This window comes from Pedobacter kyonggii (genome assembly GCF_004310665.1).
GTDB lineage: Bacteria > Bacteroidota > Bacteroidia > Sphingobacteriales > Sphingobacteriaceae > Pedobacter > Pedobacter kyonggii.
Window position 1 is genome coordinate 48,497 of record NZ_SIXF01000012.1, and the last position, 24,336, is coordinate 72,832.

Below are 24,336 nucleotides of genomic sequence, written 5' to 3' on the forward strand. Positions count from 1 at the left end.
TCTAACTTTAACCTCTTATTGCCAAGCAAACTAACTTTTATATACACATGAAGAAAAACTTTAAGGTACTTGCCCTAGCAGGTATCGTAGTGCTTGGTGTAGCCGGATCAGGTTCGGTATATGCCCAGAAAAAAACTAAAACAACAAAAGGAGCTACTCCAGCAGCCCCGGCAGCAGCACCAAAAAAAGAAGGAATTAAACCATTTTCTGAGGTAATTACCGCAAAAGCCAGAACAACAAACGGTTTATTTAAAACACACAAGGTAGACGATAAATGGTATTTTGAGATACCAGATTCGATGATCAACCGCGAAATGCTTGTGGTTACCCGGTTGGCAAAAGTGCCTGCGGGAGTAAAAGTTGGCAACCAGCAATATGGTGGTGAACAATTAAATGAACAGATATGGAAATGGGAGCGTAGAGGCAAACAGGTTTATATTCGCGTACCAAGCTATTCAACAAAGGCCGATCCAAACAGCGATATGTACGAATCGGTACAAAACTCTAATCTTGAGCAGATCTTAGCCAGCTTTGAAATTAAAGCTTATAACAAAGATACTACAGGCGTTGTAATTGATGTGACCGATTTTTATAACGGTGATGTAATGGCAATTGGTGCTACCGATCAGATCCGTAAAGCTTATAAAGTCACGATGTATGATGCAACACGCTCTTATATCGATACGGTAAAAACTTTCCCTATTAATGTTGAAGTAAAAACAGCTAAAACGTACCGTGCAGCAGAATCACCAACTGATAACAGTAATGGAGCCGTTACTTTCGAATTTAATACATCGATGTTATTATTGCCAAAAATCCCTGTAAAAGCAAGGATAATGGATAGCAGGGTGGGTTTCTTTGGTCAATCTCAAATAGATTATGGAAGCAACGCACAAAAGGCAGAGCGTACGGCCTACATTCATCGCTGGAATTTGGTTCCAAAAGATACCAACGCCTATAAACGTGGCGAATTGGTAGAGCCGGTAAAACCTATCGTGATTTATATCGACCCTGCAACGCCTAAAAAATGGGTTCCGTTTTTAATTCAAGGGATTAACGATTGGCAGGTAGCTTTTGAGGCTGCAGGTTTCAAAAATGCCATTATGGGTAAAGAAGCGCCAACGCCTCAACAAGATCCTCAGTTTAGCGTTGAGGATTCCAGGTATTCAGTTGTTCGTTATTTTGCATCTGATATTGCAAATGCTTACGGCCCGCATGTTAGCGACCCACGTACCGGACAGATTTTAGAAACGCATATTGGTTGGTACCATAATGTAATGAACCTATTGCGTAACTGGTATTTTGTACAAACAGCTGCTATTAATCCTGAAGTGCGTAAAGCTAAATTTAGCGATGCGCAAATGGGCGAATTAATCCGTTTTGTTTCTTCACACGAAATTGGCCATACTTTAGGTTTACCACACAACTTTGGCTCGAGCTACGCTTACCCGGTTGATTCGTTACGTTCAAAAGCATTTACAGATAAACATGGTACTGCGCCATCTATTATGGATTATGCACGTTTTAACTACATTGCTCAACCTGGTGATGGCGTAACCAAACTTCACCCGCAAATTGGAGAATACGATAAATGGGTAGTGAAATGGGGATATTCTTGGATCGCTGGAAACAAAACTGCAGAACAGGAAAAAGAAATTTTAGACCAGTGGACATTGAAAAATGCAGGTAATCCATTGTATTTCTATGGCCGTCAGGGAACTTCATTAGATCCTCGTTTGCAGAGCGAAGATTTGGGCGACAATGCAATGAAAGCAAGTACTTATGGTATTGCCAACTTAAAACGTATTTTGCCTAACGTAGAAAAATGGACTTATCAAAAGGGTAAAGACTATAGCGATTTAAAAGAAATCTACACCGAAATTGTTGGTCAGTTTAACCGTTATATGGGGCATGTGGCAACAAACGTTGGTGGATTAAGCGAAAACTTTAAAACCTACGAGCAAAAAGGGCCAGTTTACACCTATTTGCCTAAAGCAAAACAAAAAGAAGCCGTTGCTTTCTTCAATCAACAATTATTTACTACCCCACTTTGGTTAATCAGCAATGATCAACTCAGTAAATTTGATAATGGTGTATTGCTAAACCGCATTAAAAGTGTTCAAGCGAATACTTTAGGCAATTTATTATCCGCTTCGCGTATTGCTCGTTTATTAGATAACGAAACTAAAAACGGTGCAGCAAAAGCATACACCTTACCTGAATTATTTACGGACTTAAGATCGTCGGTTTTTGTTGCAGGAAGAGCAGATGCATTTAAACGTAATTTACAACGTGCTTATGTAGACCGTTTACAGGATTTAATGACCAAAGAAGCAGAACTTCCGGTTGGATTCCCTGTAGATTATGCAGCAAGTTACGGTTTAACGCCAATTAATGTTGGTTTATCTGATATCAGACCACTGGTTAGAGCAGAGTTAAAAGCCTTATTGGCTACTACAAAAGCCAGAGCAGCTGCAGGCGATGCCATTACCAAAGCACATTATGAAGATTTGAATATCAGAATTAAAGATATTTTAGATCCGAAAAAATAATTTTAAGCAGGATTTTTGACTGTTAATTCCGTTACCACGAACACAGAAACGGAGCGATCAATTTAATGATCGCTCCGTTTTTTTGTATTTTCATTTGTATAATTTTTGATGCTTTAAGCTAAACGCACAGCAGTTTTTTAATTTTATGGTTAAAACAGCTATTATGCTTAAAAGATTATTATTTGCCCTTACCTTATTTACATACAGTTTATCTGCTTTTGGCCAAACTACTGATTCGTTAACGGTTATAAAAACCAAATGGCATAAAAACAGAATTGCCAAACAGGTAGCTTTATTCCAGTATCACTACGGTCAGAAAAATCTTTTCGCTGCAAATGAAAACATTTCGTTTTTAGAAATAAAAAATACTGGTCGAAAGGCAGTTTTTGCTATTGGTGCAGAAGAGAAAGAACTAATTACCACCAGTAATTTTGGATTACGCGATACAGCAATTGCCGCGGTAAATGGCAATTTTTTCGATGTAAAAAATGGAGGTTCGGTAGATTTTGTTCGGGTTAAAGGAAAAACCATTAATGCTAACCGCTTGGATAAAAACGGAAATCGGGCAAGGCATCAGGAAGCTGCTGTTGTAATTGAGAATGGAAAAATTTCGATCAAAAAGTGGGATGGAACAAGCGATTGGGAAACAAAACTGGCCGCTCAAGATGTTTTGTTAAATGGCCCATTATTAACTTTAAATGGTATTGATGAAAAGCTAGATACAGCTGGATTTAGCCGTTTGCGCCATCCGCGTACCTGCCTGGGGATAAAGCCCAATGGGAGAGTGATTTTGTTAACTGTTGACGGAAGAAATGAAAACTCGGCGGGCATGAGTTTGTTCGAGCTAACCAAATTAATGCGTTGGCTAGGCTGTGCCAGTGCCATTAATTTTGATGGTGGTGGTTCTACTACTTTGTGGATAAACGGAATGCCCGGTAATGGTGTTGTCAACTATCCAAGTGATAATAAAAAATGGGACCATGAAGGGCAGCGCAAAGTAGCTAACGTTATTTTGGTGAAAAAACAAGCCAGGAGATAAACCTGCATCTATAACAACCATGTTTAGCTCTGGTTAAAAAAACTTATTTTAGCCAAGATTTTTGTTGAAATGATTAAAAATACAATATACTTTTTCTTTTTTGTGCTGATGCTTTCTGCCTGTAAGTTTGGCTCTAAAACCAGCGACCCAACTTTAAGAGATTTTACTTTCGAGCCTGTAAAAGGCATCCGTTATCAAGAGGTAAAACGACGTTTTAAAAACGGACTTTCTTTTAATGCGGAAGGTTTTATGCAAAAACCATCCTGGATCATTGAGGTGGTTAAAGAAGATACCATGTCGGCCTGGAGTCCACAGAAGCAAAGAATGCAAAAATTCTACATGCAGTACGATCACGGGAATGTATATAATTTTGCTGCTGAATTTTTTAAAGTAAAACACATCAGTAAAGATAGTTTGGTTTTTCAGCGGATTCAGGTTGATGGAAAGGTAATTGCTTCAGATGTTCGCTCGGATGTAAATATGACTTTTTACGCACAGAATTATATTAAAAACAAATTGAAGGCCAAGGCTGCCGATCTGCAAAAACCAAGCAAGGCCGATACTGCTTTTATAGAGAAGCGTGCTGCCAAAGTTAATATGAATAGCGATAGTGCTTTTGCCGCAACAGATCCGGTTCAGTTTATACCAAAAAGTAAAATTGTAAGGGTAGAAAAAATCAGTACGGTTGATCGGGCCAACAACAGGACCGAAGCTTACGATTATATGTTTCCACAATATATTATCAGGATAGATAGGGCTTACAAAGATTTTGCTTACCAGGTTGCTGCGGTGATAGATTTTCAGGGAGGGATACACGTAAAAACGATTTATAATGTGCTTCCAGAGAATGCTGAAGCTAAAAAAAAGGTGGCTCAGGGGATAGCCGATATCTATGTTAGAAACCTTTTTGATGTGGCTCCCGGAACAACACTCGGGATTCCGCATAATAGTGAAATTACTTTAACAATAATTGGGAAGGCAATTAAAAAGCCTTAGTAATCTGCTATTTACAAAATTTTAACGTTAAAAAAATGTTAAAATTTATTTTGATTTTAAAAATTAAAACTTACCTTGCATACTTAATTTTAATATTTAATACAATGCAAGAAGGCACAGTAAAATTCTTCAATGTAACTAAAGGTTTTGGCTTTATCGTACCTGCAAATGGCGATAGCGAAATTTTTGTTCATTCAACAGGTCTTATCGACGAAATCCGTGAAAACGACAAAGTACAGTACGAAGTTGCTAACGGTAAAAAAGGCTTAAATGCCGTTAATGTGAAAGTAATTTAATTTATTTATCATATTTACAGAGAAGGCTGCTTTCTTGCGATGGCGGCCTTTTTTTGTTTTATTTTTCGCTGTCCGAATTCATTCAGGGCTATTCTCACTTTTTATGACCTACTACTTTATTGTTCCTGGTTTGGGTAATTCAGGCCCAGATCATTGGCAAACGCATTTCGAAAAATCTGGGGATCATTTTATCCGGATTAATCAGCGAGAATGGAATACACCCGCCAGCAAAGATTGGATCGAAACAATAGATCAGGCCATTGCTGATTATAATTTGGCCGATGTGATTTTAATTGGCCATAGTTTAGGCTGTACCGCAATTGCCAATTGGGCAAAACAATATCAAAAGAAAATTAAGGGCGCACTATTGGTAGCACCCAGCGACTTGGAAGCGCCCCGATATACGTTCTCAACGGTAGGTTTTGATCACGTACCGCTTGATAAAATAAACTTTAAAACCATTGTTGTAGCCAGTTCAAATGATGAATGGGTAACGATAAAAAGGGCTGAGTTTTTTGCCGAAAATTGGGGCAGTGAATTTATTAATATCGGTAATGCCGGCCATATTAATGCCGATGCTGGATTCGGGGAGTGGCCAAAGGGGTTAGAGATTTTAAAAACTTTGGGGTAATATTTACCTTGCTGAGTTCCCGCAGATTTCGGGAAAAGTGCAGATGAGCATAAATCTGCGTAAATCAATTTGATCTGCGGGAGCAATTTAAGCGTTCTTACTTCTGCGCAACTTTCTTCCTTAAAAACTGGTCGAGAAAAATTAATCCGATCACCAGATCTGCAAAAAGAAAGGCATAAATGGCGGTAGGTGTAATGTATTTCTCTAAATTGAAATCCAAATTCACCTTCAAATCGAATTGAGGCATTTCGAAGTTAGCGTTATAAAACACATAACCCAATAAGGCGAGTAGCGAGATCACGAAAAAGCCCCCAATGCTGTAAATAATCTTTTTATCGACCTTGGTTTTCATCGCTACCGGGGCAGGAGCTAAAGCAATACTTTCCATCACATTCCTGTTGAAAGACATGGAAGGTTCATCAAGATCGATCTCATTAAAAACTAAATTAAGCTTTAGCAGATCCTCGTACTGCGATTTAAGCTCAGCATTCGATTCAATTTTTTCTTCGATGGCTTTTTTTGAAGAATCATCCAAATTCCCATCAATATAATCCCAAAGCTGTTGTTCTATTGTGTTCATAGTAACTCCTTTACTTCATCTTTTAACAAATATTGTAATTTTTCTTTAAGTCTTTGCCTAGCCCTGTGCAGCTTTACTTTTATAGTATTGGGTTCCATGTGCAGCGCTTCGCCAATTTCATCTAAACTCTGTTCACCTTTATAAAATAGCGTAATAATAGCGGCATCGTCTGGTAGAAGCTGGTTAATGGCAATATTTAAAAAAGCATGGCTATCCTGTCGCTCGTAACCATTTGCGTTAAAGCTGGAGGTCTGGTTTTCGAGTTGTAAAACGGTACCTTCATCATGTATTGATGTGGTATCTAAACGGTTTTTCCTTAAAAAAGTCATGGCGGTAGTATAGGTTATCGTGTACAGCCAGGTACTAAATTTAGCCGTTTGTTTAAACGTACCTAGTGCTTTATATGCCTTTACAAAGCAATCCTGAGCAATTTCTTCGGCATCTTCCCTGTTTTTCGAAAACCTTAAAGCAAGCGTAAATACAAATCGCTGATGGCGTTTTACCAACAAAGCATACTGATCGGTTTCGCCGTTCAATACCTTCTCGATCAGCTCTAAATCTGTAAGTTTTTGCTCCATGTTTAGCAATAAGACTACATTAAAGATAAGGAGGTTACACGTGAAACATAATTAAGGGAATTATTATAGCCAGATGAAGAATGTAAAATTGTTTTTCTGGAAACGAAAGGGCAGTTTTTTATCGGAGATTGCAGTCCTGCTGTTCGCTATAGCCCTCATGCTTCGGGCTGCCGCTGCCATCAGGTTTATGCACAAAGTTGTGGCGCCTTGAAAACCCTATAAATGAAATACTGTTTTGGCCATTTAGCCCTGGGTGAAGTGTTACCCTGCAGGCTGAGGAACGAAGCCGAAGCGTACAAGCGCAACACGGGAATAGATTTACTTTCTTGTACAGGCACTGCGCTTCAAAAGGAAATTACTTGATAGATAGGCGATATAATTTTTTATTGATTGGAAACAAAAGGGCGGTTTTTCATTGGAGATTGCAGTCCTGCTGTTCGCTGTAGCCCTCATGCTTCGGGGCTGCCGCAGCCATCAGGTTTACGAACAGCGTGCGTGCACCCTGCAACCCTAAAAATGAAATGCTGTTTTAGCCATTTAGCCCCGGGTGAAGCGGTACCCGGCAGACAGAGGAATCCCGATTTTTCGGGAAAGCGTACAAGCGCAACACGGGCACGAACTTAATTACCTGCACAGGCATTGCGCTCCAAAAAAAGGAATCAACCATTTTTTTGCTCACCAGCTAACGAATATAATTAAACTTCGCAAGCGATCGCTAATGTGAAGCAAAGAACTTCAATCCTGCAATGGAACCTATAAGCGTACAGATAAAAAATATCCGCCAAAAGGTTGCTGGTTCATTGAAATAAAAAATGCCGATAATTACTGTTCCTACGGCACCGATACCCGTCCAAACAGCATAGGCAGTTCCCATGGGTAAAGTTTGGGTTGCTTTATTTAGCAATAAGAAACTCAAAATAATACAGACAAAAAAAGCCGTACTCCATTTTATATTCGAAAAATTGTTCGATAATTTAAGACAGGTGGTAAAGCCAACTTCAAAAAGGCCCGCAATAATTAAGATAATCCAGTTCATAATAAATGTGTTTCTGCAAATTTAAGGCACATTTATTAGGCAACATTTTACAAATGTTAAAAAATGAATTTTATTTATGAGCTGCTCTTATTCTGCTCAGGGTAACCTGTGTTACACCCAGGTATGAGGCAATATGTTTTAAGGCTACGCTTTTAATCAGCCGGGGAGATTGATCTAGAAAATCCTGATATCGCTCTGCTGCACCTTTAAAAGCCCGGTCAATTAATCTTCTTTCAGTAGCAATTAGCTCCTGTTCTGCGATTTTTCTGCCCCAATTGGCAATTTCTAAATGTTGATCGTAAAGCGAAAAAAGATCGGTTAGCCTGATTTGAATTAAACTGCAGTTTTCCAATAACTCAATGTTCTCGTACCCCGGACCATTATTAATATAGCTGTTAAAAGAAAAAAGAACGGCACCACTTTGTCCGAACCAAAAGGTTATCTGCTGGTTTTCGCCGTCAGAATAGGCTCTGGCAATACCACTTTCGAGGATATAGAAATAAGGCTCTATTTTATCGGCATAAATTAAAATCGTTCCTTTCTGATGTTCTACCCGTTTAGAAACAGCAGCTAGCTTTTCTAAAGCTTCATTGCTGAGCGGCTTAAAGATTTCTATATTTTTTAACTGACTGTACAACGGGATTTTTAGCTTTTGATAAAGCTATCGATTTTTTTCCAGCAAGAGTGTAACCTGATTTAAAAGTGTGTAGTCATAATACACAGAACACGGTTCAATTTAAACAATAGAATATTTACAAATTAAAAAAAATTATAATCATGGAAGGTATATTAGTCCCAATCTCGCTTTTTTTAGGTGCATTCGCAATGGTATTCGGAATCCGCTACCTATCAAACAAAGAGAAAATGGCAATGATCGAAAGGGGAATCGATCCCGGTGTGCATAAGGCTACACCAAAACCGTTTTTAAGTTTAAAGTTCGGTTTGCTGTTGGTGGGTTTAGGAATTGGTTTGCTGATAGCACTCTTTACCGTTAGGGGAGTATTCGGAAGCGACATGACTCACAGTGAGCAAGGACAATCGGTAGCCATTTACTTTGGTTTCATCGGAATTTTCGGCGGACTGGGTTTAATTGTTTCTTACCTTGTAGAGAAGAAATGGCTGGATAATAATAAGATGCTTTAATATCAGAGAAGTCAAGTTTTCATAGTGCTTTGGCCATTAAACTTGACTTCTCTCGATTCTTATGTCGTCGGCATTAGATAACTTGCTTTTGGATTTAAGTAACTGTCAGATGGTAACATCTGACGGCACATTTACAGTGGTTTGTTAATAATAGCTACGGTTAAACGGCTAATGCAGTTCATTTTTCCGCGTTCATCGTAAATTTTGATTTCCCAAACCTGGGTTTTGGCTCCAACATGCAAAGGTTTGCAAATGCCTTTTACCAAGCCACTTTTTACCGGCCGTAAATGGTTGGCATTTACTTCTAAACCCACAGCTACATACTTCTCAGGATCTATACACATATAAGAGGCAATACTACCTAGGGTTTCGGCTAAAACTACCGAAGCGCCACCGTGTAAAATCCCTGCAGGTTGATGTGTACGTTCATCAACAGGCATGGTTCCAATAATAAAATCTTCGCCAATTTCGGTAAAACGGATATCGAGCAGCGCACCTAAATGATTTTTAGGGCGATTGTTCAGCTCATCCACCGTAAAGTTTTTAAACCACATGATAACGTTCTTTTAAGATGTAAACATGATGCATAATATGGCCACCCACAATAAATAAAATAGATTTTACATTAATTTCCCTGCCCGAAGCAATTCCTTTTCTGTTTAGTTCTTCTTCGTTTAAAGATTTAAAAAGGTATAAATTGGCTTTACGCAGCGCAATAAACTCTTCAATCAGATCTTCCAGATCGCGCTCGGCAAAGCGGGCATTAGCTACATAGTCATCTTCCTCGAAACCTGGTAGAGGCTGCTGCTCTTTTCGGGAAAAACAGGTAATGCGAAAGGCAAAAACACGTTCAGCATCAATAATATGGCCTAACATTTCTTTCAGTGTCCATTTACCTTCGGCATAGGCGTAATCAGCTTTATCGGCATTTGCCCTAAACAAGGCCGGAAGACTTAGCATCTGATCGTTTAAAATTTCGAAAATATCTCGATCTACTTTACTGATATAGGTTTCGCCCCAAGTTGGATATTCGTTAGGCTGTGGTCGGTTCATATCTTAAACTGCTTTTTAATATTATTCTAAAAGTTGTGCCTTTACCCAGTTCAGAGTCTTTTACAAAAATTTCTCCACTGTGGTAATTTTCTACAATACGTTTGGTAAGTGATAAACCTAAACCCCAACCGCGTTTACGTGTAGTATAGCCTGGTTGAAAAACCGCATCGAACTTAGATCGTGGAATACCCTTTCCGGTATCGCTCACATCAATAAATACCTGTTCTTTGGCTAAATTTTCTATAATGTTAATAGAGATCGACCCTTCGTTTTCGATGGCGTTTGCTGCGTTTTTTAATAGGTTCTCAATCACCCAATCAAATAATGGAACGTTTAACATCGCCCTCACCTGCTCATCACCGGTAATGCTGAATTTAACCTTATCCGAGGTACGTACTTTAAAATAGCGGATAAAATCGCTGATTACAATGTAAACCGTATGATCTTCGAGTATAGGTTTAGAACCAATTTTAGAGAAACGGTCGGTAATAATTTCCAGACGCTTAATATCGTTTTCCATTTCGGCAATCAGCGGATCATCTTCTGCATCAAATTTAGATTTCATCAATTCTGTCCAGGCCATGAGTGATGATATTGGCGTACCCAGCTGGTGAGCCGTTTCTTTGGCCAAACCTACCCAAACATGGTCTTGTTCATCTTTCCTGGCAGAACTGAATGCTGCATAAGCTGTTAAAAGGAAAAGGAAGATAACACCCATTTGGATGTATGGAAAATACCTCAGTTGTGTTAAAATGAAAGAGTCGCGATAGTATGCCTTAAATTTTTTGCCGAAAAAATTCATTTCATCAGGTGGATGCTGCGCTTTCATCTGCCTTAATTGCCTTACAAAATATAAACTGTCGTAAGTCAGCTTAGTGTCCGCAGTAGGATAATTTGTTTTAGTGCTGTCCAAACCGAAAAAAGAGCTGATCATGCCTGCAGAATCGATCATGATTACAGGTGTTTTTGTGTTTGCGCGTACCGTTTCTACAATTGCACGATAATCGTCATTATCGTAAAGAAACATGGCCCTTTCCTGAATTTTCACCCAAAGATGAAACTGGGCTGCCTCTTCGCGTTCCATTTTTTTTACAAAAGAATCGGTGTAAAATACTGAGGCAATGCCAATTAAGATGGCAAAAATGAGAAGGAAAAACTTCCAGCGGCGTTTCTTTTGATAAGGATTCATGCTTTAGCTAGCCAAATTACAATAACAAAACGGAAAAAACATAAAACCATTATGCTTTTTCAAAAACCTTAAAGCAATCATTTCGAATGTATAATAGCTTCATCGCAGATGAAACACTATAAAATGGATGAAAAACATATCTTTGCAACGTCTTGCGTTTTGCGCAGAGCGGTAAGCGCTAGAGCGCCCAACGCCTAACGCCAAGCGCTCAACAAACCAATTATGGATAAGAAAGTTAGAGTAAGATTTGCCCCAAGCCCAACCGGAGGTTTGCATTTAGGTGGTGTGCGCACTGCCTTGTTCAATTATTTATTTGCCAAAAAAAATAATGGAACTTTTGTACTTCGAGTAGAAGATACCGATCAAAACCGCTTTGTAGAAGGCGCCGAAGAATATATCGTTAACTGTTTAAATTGGTGCGGCATTACACCCGATGAAAGTCCGAGCAATCCCGGCGCTTATGGCCCGTACCGCCAAAGCGAACGTAAACCCAGCTACCGTAAATTTGCTGAACAGTTAATTAGCGATGGTTATGCTTATTACGCCTTCGATACCCCGGAAGATTTAGATGCTAAACGTAAAGAAATTCCAAATTTCCAATACGGGCAGGCCACACGTATGCAGATGCGCAATTCGTTAACCCTTACCATTAGTGAGGTTGAAGAGTTATTGGCGGCCAAAACACCACATGTTATCCGTATTAAAGTACCGGCCGATGAAATTGTACATTTTAACGATTTAATCCGTGGTGATGTAAGCTTCGAAACCTCGTTGGTTGATGATAAAGTATTATTAAAAGCTGATGGAATGCCAACTTACCATTTAGCTGTTGTGGTTGATGATAGGGCAATGGAAATTACTCATGCCTTTAGGGGAGAAGAATGGTTGCCTTCGGCACCGGTTCATATTTTACTCTGGAAGTATTTAGGTTGGGAAGCGGAGATGCCTGCATGGGCACACCTGCCTTTAATCTTAAAGCCAGATGGACATGGAAAATTAAGTAAACGTGACGGCGATCGATTAGGTTTTCCGGTTTATGCCATGAACTGGACCGATCCTAAAACTGGCGATGTAACCAAAGGATTTAAAGAAATGGGTTTTATGCCCGAAGCCTTTATCAATATGCTGGCACTTTTAGGCTGGAATGATGGTACCGATCAGGAGTTATTCCCGTTAAAAGAGCTGGAAGAAAAATTCTCAATAGAAAGAATCAGTAAGGCAGGGGCTAAATTCGATTTCGAAAAAGCCAAATGGTATAACCATGAGTGGATCAAGGCGGAGAGTGCCGAGCGTCTGGCGCCGAGCGTTAAAACGGAGCTGGAAAAAGCGGGTATTGAAGTTAATGCTGATACATTTTTAAATACCGTTATTGGTTTAATTAAAGATCGCTGTACTTTATTGCCTGATTTTGTGGCACAGAGCAGTTACTTTTTTACTTCGCCGGCAGAATATGATGTAAACTCGGTAAAACCAAAATGGACAGCCGAAAAAGCTGATTTTTTTAATGCTTTTGCTGATGGTTTAACATTAACCGATGCGGGTACTGCCGAAGCAGCTTTTAAAGCCTTGGCCGAAGAAAAAGGCTTTAAGCCAGGCGAATTGATGTTGCCTTTCCGCATTATGCTGGTGGGCGGTAAATTTGGGCCCGGTGTTTTTGATATTGCTGTGTTGTTGGGGATAACAGAAACTAAAGCAAGGATAGCAAAAGCAATTGCTGTTTTTAATAGTTAGCATTCATTCTGCGAATGCAAGAAGATCATACGGGGAAGTCAGGTTTAAAAACCTGGCTTCTTTTTTTTCGCAATAATCCAAAAGAATAAATCAATAAAAATAATTTATACTTTAGTATAACAATTGTCCCATAATTAAGGTTATTCATTAAACTAAAAAAGTAAATTATGCAATGGTTTGGTAAAGGCAGTAATAATGTAGAAGATGGAAGAAGTGGCGGCGGTGGGAAAACCATCCTTGGTGGCGGTGTAGGTATAATAATTGTGGTGCTCGGCCTAATTTTTGGTAAAGATTTAACAGGCCTGGTTAGTCAACTTCCTGCTACTACAGGTACAGAAGAAGTTAAGCAGGGCGTTCCGGCTAACGATCCACAGGCACAGTTTGTAGCGGGTGTATTAGAATCTACAGAGCAAGTATGGGATAAAGAATTTCAGGCGATGGGCAAACAGTATGAATATCCTAAGCTCAGACTATTTAGAGAAGCAGTGCAAACCGCTTGTGGCAATGCAGGAGCCAACGTAGGTCCGTTTTACTGTCCCGGCGACCATAAAGTTTATATCGATTTATCATTTTACGACGATTTAAAAAATCGTTTCGGTGCTGCCGGAGATTTTGCACAGGCTTATGTAATTGCACATGAGGTAGGCCATCATGTGCAAAATTTATTGGGGATTTCGGAAAAACTAGATCGGGCACGTGGTCAGGTGAGCGAAAAAGAATATAACCGCTTATCGGTGAAATTAGAGCTACAAGCCGATTTTTTTGCTGGACTTTGGGCGCACAATGCCCAAAACCTTAAAGATTTTAAATTGGATGAAGGAGATATAGAAGAAGCATTAACTGCTGCCAATGCCATAGGTGATGATAAGTTGCAAAAACAGGCTACTGGTGATGTTCAGCCAGATTCTTTTACCCATGGAACCTCCGCACAACGGATGTATTGGTTTAAAAAAGGCTTCGAAACAGGAGATATTAGACAGGGCGATACTTTTAATTCAAACAATTTATAAAAAATCAAAACTTTTTTTACAGCGCATTGTTTGTTTACAGTTAATGAGGTTTTTATCTCAAAACCAAGCATAATTATCCCGGCTTCTTATTTGTTTTAATAAAAGATGATCCTTATAGTTGATGACAGGCCCGAAAACCTGATCTCGTTACAGAAAGTATTACAGGCACACAGTTTTGAGGTTGATACCGCATCGTCTGGCGAAGAAGCGCTGAAAAAAGTTTTAAAAAATAACTATGTCCTGATTATTCTCGATGTACAAATGCCAGATATGGATGGTTTCGAGGTAGCCGAAACCATTTCGGGTTTTAGTAAGGCGAAAGATACCGCCATTATATTTCTTTCTGCTGTAAATACAGAGTTAAAATTTATTACCAAAGGATACCTGAGCGGTGGACTGGATTACATAACCAAGCCCGTTGATATTAATGTGCTGCTCCTTAAAATAAAAACGTTTTATCGCATTTACGAGCAGAATAGAAAACTAAACGAGGTGCAGGAAAAATTGCTTGAAGAAATCGAATTCCGAAAACAGGCCGAACATAAAAAAGACGAATTTATCAGCATTGCCAGTCATGAGCTAAAAACACCTTTAACCAGTGTAAAAGGTTATATTCAGTTGCTGCAGCGCAGCCTTAACAGAGATGATAAAACCATGGCCCAAAACCATCTCGAAAAAGCGAGTACCCAGCTCGAAAAACTAAACGAATTAATTGTCGATCTGCTCGATATCTCAAAAATTGAAAGTGGAAAGATGAAGTTTAACATGAAAAGTTTTTATGCTGATAACATGGTAAACAATGCCATCGAGATGTTGCAGCAATCTAATCCAGATTTTAAAATCAGCAAACTGGGCAAAACAGATGAAATGATATTTGGTGATGAAATGCGCTTGGAGCAAGTGGTGATCAATTTTATTACGAATGCCATTAAATATGCTCCAGGTACCAATCAGGTTAATGTAACCACGAATATCAAAGATGGAAAACTTTATCTGGCCGTAAAAGATTTTGGTATTGGTATTTCAAAAGAGCAGCAGCACAAAATTTTTGATAAATTTTATCGGGTAGAAGATAACAGTAACCGCTTTAATGGCCTGGGAATAGGTTTGTATATCTGTTCGGAAATTATTAACCGCCACGGCGGCACAATCGGGGTAAACAGTGTGCCGGATGAGGGTTCTGAATTTTATTTTATTATCCCTACTACAGAAGAGGAAATCCTTAAAAATCAAATTTAATTATCCTTAATCCATATAATGAAAACAACTCTTAAAAATAATTTACGTTTAGGCCTTGGCTTATCGCTAATTATTCTATTTATCAGTTCACTTGCCTCTTATGTAAGTATTGGCAACCTTATTAAAAGCACCGACCTGGTTAAACACAGCGATGAAGTTATTTTAAATTCTGAGAATATTATATCCTATTTAAAAGATGCCGAAACTGGTCAGCGGGGCTTTTTATTAACCGGAAACAAGGTGTTTTTAACACCTTATTATGGGGCCAGCGATTCGGCCGCTTTGATACTAAAGAAAGTTGAACTCGATACCAAGGATAACAGCGTTCAGCAAAAAAACATAGCAGCACTTAAAAATATTCTTTTTAAAAGAATGGATATCATTAAATCGACCGTAGAGATTAAAACTTTAGGCGGTGTTATTGATCCTACGGTTTTGTTTCAGGGCAAGGTATATATGGATGAGGCCAGATCTATTGTAAGCAAAATTATAACCGAAGAGAAAAGACTGCTTGAAGAAAGAACCAACGAATTAAATAAACTTACAGCCTATACCCCGATACTGATTTTAATTGCAGCAATACTAGCCATTCTGATTACGTTGTTTTTTTACCGGAGAGTATCAATCGATTTCGATGAACGTGTTAAACTTCAACAGGAAATTGAAGATAAAAAACACGAGATGGAAAAACGTATTGTTGCCATTAAAGAAATTGCCTATCAAATTTCTAATGGTAATTATGGTATAAAAATCGATAGCCAAACCCAGGATGAGATTGGCGAGCTTTCCGAATCGCTAAATGCAATGTCATCATCATTAAAAAAATCTTTCGATACTTTAGAAGAAAATGAATGGCTGCAAACTGGTGTAGCTAACTTAAACGTAAAAATGGTTGGCGAAAAAGATGTTTTCCATTTAGCAGAAGATATTATAGAGTTTTTGGCCAATTATACCAAAAGCCAGATTGGTGCCCTTTATTTATTTAAGGATGATGGATACCTGCATTTAAAAGGGCAATATGCTTTGCAAGGACAAAATCTAACCCAAACCATAGAACTTGGCCAAGGCTTAATTGGTCAGGCGGTTAAAACAGGTAAGCCAATATTATTGGATGATGTTCCACAGAGTGAATTAACCATTACACACGCTACCGGGAATATTAAACCAGCACAGTTAATTGTACTTCCAATTATTAGAAATGAAATTTCAATAGGCGGTTTAGAATTAGGCACTATCGGTAAATACAGTGACCTACAGTTACACTTTTTAAACTTGGTTTTATCTGATGTGGGTACTGCACTGTTGGGCGCACAGAACAGACAAAAGCTTCAGCAGTTATTAGAAGAAACACAGGCACAATCAGAAGAGTTGCAGGTTCAGCACAATGAGTTAGAAGGCTTAAATGCAGAGCTCGAAGCACAGGCACAGAAACTTCAGGCGAGTGAAGAAGAATTACGTGTACAGCAAGAAGAATTGTTGCAAAGCAACCAGGAACTGGAAGAAAGAAGCAGTTTATTGGAAGAAAAAAATGAACTGATTGAAGAGCGTAATATAGAAATTCAGCAAAAAGCGGAAGCTTTAGAACTGAGTACGAGGTACAAATCAGAATTTTTGGCCAATATGTCGCACGAGTTAAGAACACCACTTAATTCGATATTGTTATTATCAAGATTAATGGCCGAAAATGAGGCTATGGATCGCGAGCATCAGGAATATGCAGAGGTTATCCAAAGTTCAGGTCAGGGTCTTTTAAGTTTAATAGACGAAATTTTAGATCTTTCTAAAATTGAAGCAGGCAAAATGGAACTCGATCGGGCAAATATTAAGGTTGATGAGATTATTCTTAACATGCGTTCGCTGTTTAATCCTTTGGCTAAAGATAAGAACCTAAATTTTGTTATCGAAAAATCGGCAGAAGTTCCTGAGTTTTTTCATACCGATAAAATGCGCTTGGAGCAGATTATTAAAAATCTGCTATCAAATGCTATTAAATTTACTACCGTAGGTGCTGTAACACTAAATATTGATAAAAATGAAAAGTTAGGGGCGCTGGTATTTAAAGTTACCGATACGGGCGTAGGTATTGCACCGGAAAAGCAAGGCATGGTATTCGAAGCTTTTCAACAGGCCGACGGCTCTACGCGTCGTAAATTTGGGGGCACAGGCCTTGGGCTCTCAATTAGTAGAGAGCTGGCTAAATTATTGGGTGGATATATTGATTTAAAAAGCACAGAGGGCGAAGGAAGTATTTTTACGCTTACCTTGCCCATTGATAGAAATAAAGGTTTTGATGGCGCTGTACCTCATGTAGAGAAGCCTGTAATGGCTTTAGAGGCTCCGGTAAAAAAAGTGAGCCACTTAACAGTCGAAAATATTCCGCAAGAGATTGAAGATGACCGAGATAATATTCAACCTGATGACAAGGTAATTTTAATTGTTGAAGACGATACCCCTTTTGCCAAAACACTTTTAGATTTTACCCGAAAAAGAAATTATAAAGGTTTGGTGGCCGTTCGTGGCGATGCGGGTATTGAAATGGCGAAAACCTTTAAGCCGCTTGCCATTTTACTCGATATCCAATTGCCTGTTAAAGATGGTTGGCAGGTAATGGAAGAGCTGAAATCGGACCCTTCAACACGTCCAATTCCAGTGCACATCATGTCTTCTTTACAGGTTAAGAAAGAAAGTTTGTTAAAAGGTGCGGTAGATTTTATAAATAAACCTTTTGCCTTTGAGCACATGCAAGAGATATTTTCAAAACTAGAGCATGCCTTAAGCCGTCACCCTAAAAAGGTACTTATTGTAGAAGAAAATGAACAGCATGCTAAGGCATTAAGTTATTTTTTAAGCAATTTTAATATCCAGACAGAAATTGTTAACCAGGTAAACGAAGGTGTTTCTGCCCTGCATAAACCGGAGGTCAACTGCGTGATTTTGGATATGGGTATTCCTGATAAACACGCTTACGAAACCCTTGAAGTGGTAAAGAAAACACCTGGTTTGGAGAATTTACCGATCATCATTTTCACAGGTAAAAACCTCTCGAAGGGAGAAGAAAACCGCATCAAGCAATATGCTGATTCCATTGTTGTAAAAACGGCGCATTCTTATCAACGTATTTTGGATGAAGCAGGTTTGTTCCTTCATCTGGTAGAAGAAAAAAGCAAGGAGAAAAGCAAAACACCTAAAAAGTTTTCCGAATTACAGGATGTATTGGTTGGTAAAACAGTTCTTGTAGCAGATGATGATGTGCGTAATATCTTCTCCTTAACCAAAATGTTAGAGCAGCACCAGATGAAAGTGGTAGCAGCTACCGATGGTAAGGAAGCCCTCAAGCTATTAAATGAAAACCCTGAAATTGATGTTGTTTTAATGGATATGATGATGCCAGAACTAGACGGTTACGAAACTACAACAGCCATCCGGCAGGATATCAAATATCGGAACCTGCCTATTTTGGCCGTTACGGCAAAAGCCATGATGGGCGATCGCGAAAAGTGTATTGCTGCAGGTGCATCCGATTATATCAGCAAACCAGTAGATATGGATCAGTTGATATCGTTATTAAGAGTTTGGTTATACGAAAATCATCATAAATCATAAACCATTTTTTATTTTTATGCCTCAAAAATTAATTCTCATAATTGATGATGATAACCGAAACATTTTTGCTTTAAAAGCTGTTTTAAAGGCCAAAGGTTTCGATTGTTTATCTGCTATAAGTGCCCAGGAGGGATTTGCTGTTATGGAGAAACACGACAATGTTGCCATCGTTTTAATGGATATGATGATGCCGGATATGGACGGCTATCAGGCTATTGCAGCGATGAAAAAATCAGCTAAAATGCAGAATATCCCTGTATTAGCGGTAACTGCCCAGGCCATGGTTGGCGATAAGGAACGTTGCTTAAGCGCAGGCGCATCGGGTTATGTTTCAAAACCAATAAATGTTGACGAGTTATTAATGCAAATCGAAAATTTTACAAAATAAAAGGTGATAAGTGATGCGATAGATAATGAACAGGTAGAAATCCTGTTGAATGATGTTTTGGAAAGCCATGGGTATGATTTTCTGGAATATTCTCATGCATCAATAAAAAGGAGAATTATACGTCTTTACGGACTGGATAATTTTGTGAGTTTTGCCGAATTTCGTTACACTGTTAAAACAGATAAGCAATATTTTAAGCGTTTTTTAGAGGAAATTACGGTTAATGTTACCGAAATGTTCCGCGATCCTTCTTTTTATAAATCTTTGCGGAACGATGTCCTCCCTGTGCTGGGTACCTATCCATTTATCCGTATTTGGGTGGCAGGTTGTTCTACCGGAGAAGAGGCATATTCGCTTGCTATTGTTTTAAAAGAACTTAATCTGCTTAATAAATCGCTCATTTATGCCACCGATATTAACCCATCGGTTTTAGATAAGGCAAAAAAAGGCATGTTTCCCTTAAATTATTTAAAGCAGTATTCAGAAAATTACCTCCAATCGGGTGGCTTAAAAGATTTTTCTACTTATTACACGGCGAACTACTCTTTGGCAAAATTTGATGAAAGCTTAAATAGGAAGATGATCTTTTCTACGCATAATTTGGTTTCCGATCATTCTTTTAATGAGTTTCAGCTAATTTTATGTAGAAACGTATTAATTTATTTCGATAAAGACTTACAGCATAAAGTATTTAATCTATTTGATGGTAGCATCGAGAAATTAGGGTACCTTGCTTTAGGAAGTAAAGAAAGTTTGGAGTTTTGGCCAAAAGCCAAAGAATACAAAAGGGTAAAAATGGAGAAAATATGGCGGAAACTGTAGATTCTACCCCTTGTGGTGCATTAATTATTGGCGGCTCTGCGGGTAGTTTAGATGTATTGCTCGAAATTTTTCCTGCGCTAATGAACGATATTGGTTTTCCTATTGTATTAGTGATCCACCGTAAGGCAAGTAACGAATCTCTTTTAACCGATTTGCTAAAATCGCGCACTACACTGGAGGTTAATGAAGCAGAAGAAAAAGAGTTTTTAAGCCCGGGCAAAGTTTTTATTGCGCCAGCCGATTACCATATGCTGATAGAGGAAGACCAAAGTATATCGTTAGATTATTCGGAAAAAGTAAATTATTCCCGACCATCAATTGATGTTACCTTTCAATCAGCAGCCGAGGTTTATAGAGAAAAACTGGTCTGTATTTTACTTTCAGGGTCTAATGCAGATGGAGTTGAAGGGTTAAAAAGTGTAAACAATTTTGGAGGTAAGGTGGTTATACAGAATCCAAATACGGCCATAATGCCATATATGCCACAACAGGCGGTTCTGAATGTTGAGCCGCATGTGATATTGGATAGCCACGATATGGCTGATTATATAAATAAATTAAATAATTAATTGCTTTTCGGAGGTTAATATGATAGTTGCAAAAAAAGTATTTGTTTTTGATGATAATAGGGATATCCTTGATCTCTGTACATTTATTTTGGAAGATGCCGGATATGAGATAAAAACATCTGAAAATGCCAATAACATAGAAGAACAGGTTGCAGCATATATGCCTGATTTGATTTTTATGGATAATTGGTTACCCGATCTGGGAGGGATACAGGCTACGAAGGCATTAAAAAACCACCCTGATTTAAAACATATTCCGGTAATTTATTTTTCGGCCAATAATGATATATCTTCATTAGCCGATGAAGCCGGTGCTGATAGTTACTTATCTAAACCATTTGATATTGCTGCGCTCGAAGAAATTGTGAAAAAACATTTGAGCTAGCGGACTGACTCACGAAGTTTCAAATGGCCGGTGTGCAGGAAAAACTTCGTGAGTCTAGGATGAGCCCTTGCTAAACTTCGGATTTATTCCTTACCCCAAATCCTTGTATTCAGATCCAGCTCCTTAACAATATCATACATAAATTTTATGGTGGAGATATCTTCATTTACCGTTTCTGGACTTAGCAATGATTTAAAAACAGGTGCCTCGAAATAATTCCGCTTCAGCGGGAAAGCGATATACATCCTCGATTCGATAAAGGATAAACTGATGTTATATTTTGATTGATGGTTGAGGTTTAATATCCGCTCCATCATGGCAGGTGTAAGGATGTATCTGGATTCGACCTGATCGGAGCCATAAGTCACAAAAGTCTTATCAAAGTCTATGTTCTCTAATTGGATAACATCATTACTACCAAAAGAAAACAGGTTTTTTGAAAACCATGCACCAAAAGCTGCCCCGAAATCTTTTGGCCTAACAATGGTTACGCCATTAAATTTCTTGTTAAAATCGGCAGCAAAGATAATTCCTCTAAAAATGTCGTGCCACTCTGTTCGGGTTCCGTTTTTTGTTTGGGTTACTGTTTTATATTCGGCATGTACCTCCGCAAAATAAAACCTGGTTTTATCAGCACATCCGGTTACCAGATCCTCTGTTTTATAACGATCAGGCTCATTGTTAAACAACTGTGTGTACATAAACTCCGATGCCTCAATTCCCTGGTAGGGATTAATCGATAAACTTTCGTCTAAAAATTTAAGGGCAGCACCAATTACATTGGCTTTGTAGGCATTTTGGTAAGCTGTTAAAGAATCGTTGATTTTAAATAACAAAACACCGCCGTAAATAAGTGGTATTAAGCCGCCAATTACACCAGGAATAGGAAAACCTAAGAAAAAGCCTAGAACACAGAGCAGAATGCCTGCGGCAATAAAAATATAACCTTTGGTTTGGGTACCGGCAATTCTTTTGCGTTCTACCTCCATTGTAGCCAAAACTTGCTGTAAGGCTACATTGTTTGCAATATCGAACGACATTAATTATTAAAGAGTTCTTTTGCGCTAATGTTTTTACGCTCCTCAGCTGCGGTTTCTAAAACGGCAATGGGCTGGAAATTTAACATTCCGGCAAATAAACTGCCCGGAAACATCATAATCGAATTATTGTAATCGGTTACCGAAGCATTATAGGTTCTTCTGGCGGCGGCAATCTGCTCTTCGCTTTCGGTCCAGGTAGTTTGCAGGTTGATAAAGTTGCTATTGGCTTTTAAATCAGGATAATTTTCGATGTTAACCATTAAACTTTTCACACTGTTGCTCAATTGGGCGTCTAAATCTGCTTTTTCTGCATTGCTAATGTTAGGTGAGCCTGCTTTAGATCTCAGTTCAACTATTTTGGTCAAAGTTCCCTGCTCGTAAGTAGTGTACTGTTTTACCACTTCAACAAGATTTGGAATAAGGTCGAACCGTTTTTTAAGCATTACATCAATCGCCGAGAAAGCATTGGTTACCTGGTTTTTCTTCCCGATAAGCGAGTTGTAAAAGAAAATCCCGATAAGGAATATTAGTCCGATAATAACGAGGGCAATAATCATAATTTTAGTTTAAGGTTTAGAGAATAAAGATAAGAAAAGGTTACAAAATGTTATCGCTTTTCATTTTGTTCCTGTTCACGCTTTATCCGCCGCTCTAAGCGCTTCTGCTTCCTTTGGATATGATTGGCCCGCATAGCCTTGAATTTTGCAATATGTTCACGTACTTCATCCTGTTTTTCTTCTGTAATACCGATGCTATATTTTATGCCCGTGAAAAGGCTCTTCCAGATCATGTTAAAGAAAGATGTATTTGCCGGCCTACTGTAATTTACGGTTACAGGTACCAGCTTTCCGTCTGCACCTGGGTTTTCTGATTTGATGATTAAAGCATTTGCTAAGAAAGAAAGAAAACCGCGGGTAACCAGGTGATCTTTTTCAGGATCGTTTTTCATCAGCGCTACAGAAAGGTCGTAATAGGAGAATGCTACCGTTCCTTTTGCGCCTAAATCGTTCGCTTTAAAATTAAACTTCAACTTATCTACACTCCCACGGTTAATGCGGACCAAGCCTAAGGGTTTGGTAATCTGATTTAAAACCCGCGCATTAAAATTGTGTAAAACCCCATTGTAAGAAAAGGCACCATTCTTAGCGGTAAGATCAAATATGAAATTTACATCGAGCTTCCCCTGTCCAAATAGGTAAGTGTTCAGGTTAACTTCCATAATGGGGTTTATGGCTTTAATTTTTTCGAGATTGGTAGCGTTTTTTATAATGCCCGAGGTATGCTCAAAAGTGATATGCCCCTTTTGGTTACTCTCATTGTTGTAAACCGCGTAATTCACATTAATATCTTTCAGCTGGATTTTCTGGACCAGAATAGGTGCATGAACAAGTTGCAAAAGTTGATGAGGAAATTTTCCGATTTTGCTTTCCTGTGGTTTACTGGGTAGGCCGTTATGGTTAAATACCGAAACGAAGCCATTGGTAATGGCCATTTCTTTCGCCCAAAGTTCTTGTTTGCTAATGTATAAAGGCAAATCAATCCCATTAAGCATAATGTCGCTCATCTTGATGTTGAAACGTTCCCTGGCATACCCTGCAGCTTTGCCAAAATTCATTTCATCATGTAATGGCACTAAAGCAAAACTGTTAATCCTTAACTTGCCCGTTGTGGCCCTAAAATCCAGTTTATCTAATTTGATATCGTACATCTTGTCTGGTGTACGGTATACATAGTTGTTGAGGTTAATCACAATATCTTTAAGCAGATAAAAACGGGATGGATCGTCAGCAGAAGTAGAATCGACCAATAGGTCGGTTAAAGTAATGTTGAGGTCATCAATAGAAAAAGGAGTAGAATTTATTCTGTTTTTATTGACGTATTTAAAACTGACATCCTTAAACCGGATGCTTTTAATACTAAACTCTTTCAGGTTTTTAGAAATGATATCGTAAGGCGATTTAATGGGCCTGGGCGCACGCCCCTCGTTAAAAGCAAATTGCTGGTTAACCATTGTTACCTCAGGTTTATCAAATATGATTTCCTCTAGCTGCAGCTTTTTTTCGCGGTACAAGGTTAATGGGTGGAAGTGCTTCACCACCAGTTTTTTTAAAGAAACTGTGTATAAGTTATTTGGTGCTCTTTTTAAGGCTATGAGTTGCTTAAACCGATTGGTATCGGGTGTGATTTTTACATTTTGCAAGGTGGCATTACCTGTAATTATGTTTGTAGAAACTTTGGTAAAGCTAATGGTATATAAACTGTCGGTTGATTTATAGAGCAGTGTTTTGATCCTGTCCGTTAAAATAGGGCGCGACTTAACATTTAACAACCAGGCTATACCTGCAAGTACGATAAAAACACTGAGTAATGTACACGCAATCCATTTAAAAACTCTATAACGGTATCTTCTGGTATCAGGCATTAAAAAATGAGAGGCTGTAGTTTTATTAGCAATA

At 38.6% G+C, this 24,336-nt stretch carries 25 protein-coding genes; 15 read left to right on the forward strand and 10 right to left on the reverse strand.

All coding sequences use genetic code 11. The features are described 5' to 3' along the window. Positions 1–47 precede the first annotated feature (47 nt). From EYS08_RS13635 to EYS08_RS13655, 5 genes are all read left to right on the forward strand, one after another. Positions 48–2,552, forward strand: a complete 2,505-nt coding sequence (locus EYS08_RS13635; RefSeq protein ID WP_131030569.1) for a zinc-dependent metalloprotease — start codon at positions 48–50, stop codon at positions 2,550–2,552. A gap of 163 nt (positions 2,553–2,715) precedes the next feature. Beyond that, a complete protein-coding gene (locus EYS08_RS13640) occupies positions 2,716–3,591 on the forward strand; it encodes a phosphodiester glycosidase family protein (protein WP_131030570.1) in 876 nt (291 codons plus the stop codon). A gap of 69 nt (positions 3,592–3,660) precedes the next feature. Next, complete coding sequence (locus EYS08_RS13645) at positions 3,661–4,587, forward strand: hypothetical protein (protein WP_131030571.1); 927 nt, start codon at positions 3,661–3,663, stop codon at positions 4,585–4,587. A gap of 104 nt (positions 4,588–4,691) precedes the next feature. Beyond that, a complete protein-coding gene (locus EYS08_RS13650) occupies positions 4,692–4,883 on the forward strand; it encodes a cold-shock protein (RefSeq protein WP_025141747.1) in 192 nt (63 codons plus the stop codon). Between the two features lie 103 nt (positions 4,884–4,986). Then, positions 4,987–5,514 carry an RBBP9/YdeN family alpha/beta hydrolase gene (locus tag EYS08_RS13655; protein ID WP_131030572.1) on the forward strand — a complete coding sequence of 176 codons (528 nt, stop codon included), beginning with the start codon at positions 4,987–4,989 and terminating at the stop codon, positions 5,512–5,514. 97 nt (positions 5,515–5,611) lie between these two features. Here EYS08_RS13655 and EYS08_RS13660 read toward each other — a convergent pair whose 3' ends face one another. Together EYS08_RS13660 and EYS08_RS13665 are read right to left on the reverse strand one after the other, a co-directional pair. Then, complete coding sequence (locus EYS08_RS13660) at positions 5,612–6,094, reverse strand: anti-sigma factor family protein (protein WP_131030573.1); 483 nt, start codon at positions 6,092–6,094, stop codon at positions 5,612–5,614. Continuing rightward, positions 6,091–6,672 carry an RNA polymerase sigma factor gene (locus EYS08_RS13665; protein WP_131030574.1) on the reverse strand — a complete coding sequence of 194 codons (582 nt, stop codon included), beginning with the start codon at positions 6,670–6,672 and terminating at the stop codon, positions 6,091–6,093. The genes EYS08_RS13660 and EYS08_RS13665 overlap by 4 nt, the downstream gene beginning before the upstream one ends. A 222-nt stretch (positions 6,673–6,894) precedes the next feature. On the opposite strand from EYS08_RS13665, the gene EYS08_RS25745 reads away from it, so the two are divergent. After that, the gene (locus tag EYS08_RS25745; protein ID WP_165456456.1) at positions 6,895–7,035 is read left to right on the forward strand and encodes a hypothetical protein; all 141 of its coding nucleotides are present in this window, start codon (positions 6,895–6,897) and stop codon (positions 7,033–7,035) included. A gap of 352 nt (positions 7,036–7,387) precedes the next feature. On the opposite strand, the gene EYS08_RS13670 is transcribed toward EYS08_RS25745, so the two are convergent. Both EYS08_RS13670 and EYS08_RS13675 read right to left on the reverse strand, forming a co-directional pair. Further along, entirely contained in the window at positions 7,388–7,708 is a 321-nt protein-coding gene (locus EYS08_RS13670) for a DMT family transporter (RefSeq protein ID WP_057931064.1), read from the reverse strand. Positions 7,709–7,778: 70 nt separating this feature from the next. Continuing rightward, positions 7,779–8,345: a Crp/Fnr family transcriptional regulator gene (locus tag EYS08_RS13675; protein ID WP_131030575.1), complete on the reverse strand. Its 567-nt coding sequence runs from the start codon at positions 8,343–8,345 to the stop codon at positions 7,779–7,781. A 140-nt stretch (positions 8,346–8,485) separates the two neighbouring features. Here EYS08_RS13675 and EYS08_RS13680 point away from each other — a divergent pair, with 140 nt between their 5' ends. Beyond that, entirely contained in the window at positions 8,486–8,851 is a 366-nt protein-coding gene (locus EYS08_RS13680) for a DUF6249 domain-containing protein (protein ID WP_131030576.1), read from the forward strand. 131 nt (positions 8,852–8,982) lie between these two features. Here EYS08_RS13680 and EYS08_RS13685 read toward each other — a convergent pair whose 3' ends face one another. The 3 genes from EYS08_RS13685 to EYS08_RS13695 are packed head-to-tail and all read right to left on the reverse strand — an operon-like array spanning position 8,983 to position 11,093. Continuing rightward, positions 8,983–9,405, reverse strand: coding sequence for a hotdog fold thioesterase (locus EYS08_RS13685; protein WP_131030577.1), 423 nt, complete (start codon positions 9,403–9,405; stop codon positions 8,983–8,985). Then, entirely contained in the window at positions 9,395–9,904 is a 510-nt protein-coding gene (locus EYS08_RS13690) for a DinB family protein (RefSeq protein WP_131030578.1), read from the reverse strand. The genes EYS08_RS13685 and EYS08_RS13690 overlap by 11 nt, the downstream gene beginning before the upstream one ends. Beyond that, positions 9,885–11,093 carry a sensor histidine kinase gene (locus EYS08_RS13695; protein WP_131030579.1) on the reverse strand — a complete coding sequence of 403 codons (1,209 nt, stop codon included), beginning with the start codon at positions 11,091–11,093 and terminating at the stop codon, positions 9,885–9,887. The genes EYS08_RS13690 and EYS08_RS13695 overlap by 20 nt, the downstream gene beginning before the upstream one ends. A gap of 222 nt (positions 11,094–11,315) precedes the next feature. Between EYS08_RS13695 and gltX the strand changes: the two genes are divergently transcribed. The 8 genes from gltX to EYS08_RS13735 all read left to right on the forward strand — a co-directional run bounded on the left by gltX (position 11,316) and on the right by EYS08_RS13735 (position 20,840). Beyond that, the gene (gltX, locus tag EYS08_RS13700; RefSeq protein ID WP_131030580.1) at positions 11,316–12,824 is read left to right on the forward strand and encodes a glutamate--tRNA ligase; all 1,509 of its coding nucleotides are present in this window, start codon (positions 11,316–11,318) and stop codon (positions 12,822–12,824) included. Between the two features lie 167 nt (positions 12,825–12,991). Then, entirely contained in the window at positions 12,992–13,834 is an 843-nt protein-coding gene (gene ypfJ, locus EYS08_RS13705; RefSeq protein ID WP_108197129.1) for a KPN_02809 family neutral zinc metallopeptidase, read from the forward strand. 105 nt (positions 13,835–13,939) lie between these two features. Next, complete coding sequence (locus tag EYS08_RS13710; protein WP_131030581.1) at positions 13,940–15,073, forward strand: hybrid sensor histidine kinase/response regulator; 1,134 nt, start codon at positions 13,940–13,942, stop codon at positions 15,071–15,073. Positions 15,074–15,091: 18 nt separating this feature from the next. Further along, positions 15,092–18,676, forward strand: a complete 3,585-nt coding sequence (locus EYS08_RS13715) for a response regulator (protein WP_131030582.1) — start codon at positions 15,092–15,094, stop codon at positions 18,674–18,676. Between the two features lie 16 nt (positions 18,677–18,692). Then, positions 18,693–19,064, forward strand: coding sequence for a response regulator (locus tag EYS08_RS13720; RefSeq protein ID WP_131030583.1), 372 nt, complete (start codon positions 18,693–18,695; stop codon positions 19,062–19,064). A 3-nt stretch (positions 19,065–19,067) separates the two neighbouring features. Then, the gene (locus tag EYS08_RS13725) at positions 19,068–19,886 is read left to right on the forward strand and encodes a CheR family methyltransferase (protein ID WP_131030584.1); all 819 of its coding nucleotides are present in this window, start codon (positions 19,068–19,070) and stop codon (positions 19,884–19,886) included. Continuing rightward, entirely contained in the window at positions 19,871–20,455 is a 585-nt protein-coding gene (locus EYS08_RS13730) for a chemotaxis protein CheB (RefSeq protein WP_131030585.1), read from the forward strand. Before EYS08_RS13725 ends, EYS08_RS13730 begins: the two co-directional genes overlap by 16 nt. Before the next feature lie 19 nt (positions 20,456–20,474). Continuing rightward, positions 20,475–20,840: a response regulator gene (locus EYS08_RS13735; RefSeq protein ID WP_131030586.1), complete on the forward strand. Its 366-nt coding sequence runs from the start codon at positions 20,475–20,477 to the stop codon at positions 20,838–20,840. Between the two features lie 83 nt (positions 20,841–20,923). Here the strand turns inward: EYS08_RS13735 and EYS08_RS13740 are convergent, their stop codons facing one another. The 3 genes from EYS08_RS13740 to EYS08_RS13750 are packed head-to-tail and all read right to left on the reverse strand — an operon-like array spanning position 20,924 to position 24,302. Beyond that, on the reverse strand, positions 20,924–21,880 hold the full coding sequence (locus tag EYS08_RS13740) for a DUF3137 domain-containing protein (protein WP_131030587.1): 957 nt from the start codon (positions 21,878–21,880) through the stop codon (positions 20,924–20,926). Next, on the reverse strand, positions 21,880–22,437 hold the full coding sequence (locus EYS08_RS13745; RefSeq protein WP_131030588.1) for a LemA family protein: 558 nt from the start codon (positions 22,435–22,437) through the stop codon (positions 21,880–21,882). The genes EYS08_RS13740 and EYS08_RS13745 overlap by 1 nt, the downstream gene beginning before the upstream one ends. 50 nt (positions 22,438–22,487) lie before the next feature. Beyond that, positions 22,488–24,302, reverse strand: a complete 1,815-nt coding sequence (locus tag EYS08_RS13750) for a hypothetical protein (RefSeq protein ID WP_131030589.1) — start codon at positions 24,300–24,302, stop codon at positions 22,488–22,490. Positions 24,303–24,336 lie beyond the last annotated feature (34 nt).

Coding starts and splice junctions, on each gene's coding strand:
- EYS08_RS13740 (WP_131030587.1), bottom strand. CDS start 21,880: ATGTCGTTCGATATTGCAAACAATGTAGCCTTACAGCAAGTTTTGGCT.
- EYS08_RS13730 (WP_131030585.1), top strand. CDS start 19,871: ATGGCGGAAACTGTAGATTCTACCCCTTGTGGTGCATTAATTATTGGC.
- EYS08_RS13635 (WP_131030569.1), top strand. CDS start 48: ATGAAGAAAAACTTTAAGGTACTTGCCCTAGCAGGTATCGTAGTGCTT.
- EYS08_RS13645 (WP_131030571.1), top strand. CDS start 3,661: ATGATTAAAAATACAATATACTTTTTCTTTTTTGTGCTGATGCTTTCT.
- EYS08_RS13745 (WP_131030588.1), bottom strand. CDS start 22,437: ATGATTATTGCCCTCGTTATTATCGGACTAATATTCCTTATCGGGATT.
- EYS08_RS13685 (WP_131030577.1), bottom strand. CDS start 9,405: ATGTGGTTTAAAAACTTTACGGTGGATGAGCTGAACAATCGCCCTAAA.
- EYS08_RS25745 (WP_165456456.1), top strand. CDS start 6,895: ATGAAATACTGTTTTGGCCATTTAGCCCTGGGTGAAGTGTTACCCTGC.
- EYS08_RS13680 (WP_131030576.1), top strand. CDS start 8,486: ATGGAAGGTATATTAGTCCCAATCTCGCTTTTTTTAGGTGCATTCGCA.
- EYS08_RS13695 (WP_131030579.1), bottom strand. CDS start 11,093: ATGAATCCTTATCAAAAGAAACGCCGCTGGAAGTTTTTCCTTCTCATT.
- gltX (WP_131030580.1), top strand. CDS start 11,316: ATGGATAAGAAAGTTAGAGTAAGATTTGCCCCAAGCCCAACCGGAGGT.
- EYS08_RS13640 (WP_131030570.1), top strand. CDS start 2,716: ATGCTTAAAAGATTATTATTTGCCCTTACCTTATTTACATACAGTTTA.
- EYS08_RS13715 (WP_131030582.1), top strand. CDS start 15,092: ATGAAAACAACTCTTAAAAATAATTTACGTTTAGGCCTTGGCTTATCG.
- EYS08_RS13720 (WP_131030583.1), top strand. CDS start 18,693: ATGCCTCAAAAATTAATTCTCATAATTGATGATGATAACCGAAACATT.
- ypfJ (WP_108197129.1), top strand. CDS start 12,992: ATGCAATGGTTTGGTAAAGGCAGTAATAATGTAGAAGATGGAAGAAGT.
- EYS08_RS13660 (WP_131030573.1), bottom strand. CDS start 6,094: ATGAACACAATAGAACAACAGCTTTGGGATTATATTGATGGGAATTTG.
- EYS08_RS13710 (WP_131030581.1), top strand. CDS start 13,940: ATGATCCTTATAGTTGATGACAGGCCCGAAAACCTGATCTCGTTACAG.
- EYS08_RS13690 (WP_131030578.1), bottom strand. CDS start 9,904: ATGAACCGACCACAGCCTAACGAATATCCAACTTGGGGCGAAACCTAT.
- EYS08_RS13670 (WP_057931064.1), bottom strand. CDS start 7,708: ATGAACTGGATTATCTTAATTATTGCGGGCCTTTTTGAAGTTGGCTTT.
- EYS08_RS13650 (WP_025141747.1), top strand. CDS start 4,692: ATGCAAGAAGGCACAGTAAAATTCTTCAATGTAACTAAAGGTTTTGGC.
- EYS08_RS13665 (WP_131030574.1), bottom strand. CDS start 6,672: ATGGAGCAAAAACTTACAGATTTAGAGCTGATCGAGAAGGTATTGAAC.
- EYS08_RS13750 (WP_131030589.1), bottom strand. CDS start 24,302: ATGCCTGATACCAGAAGATACCGTTATAGAGTTTTTAAATGGATTGCG.
- EYS08_RS13735 (WP_131030586.1), top strand. CDS start 20,475: ATGATAGTTGCAAAAAAAGTATTTGTTTTTGATGATAATAGGGATATC.
- EYS08_RS13655 (WP_131030572.1), top strand. CDS start 4,987: ATGACCTACTACTTTATTGTTCCTGGTTTGGGTAATTCAGGCCCAGAT.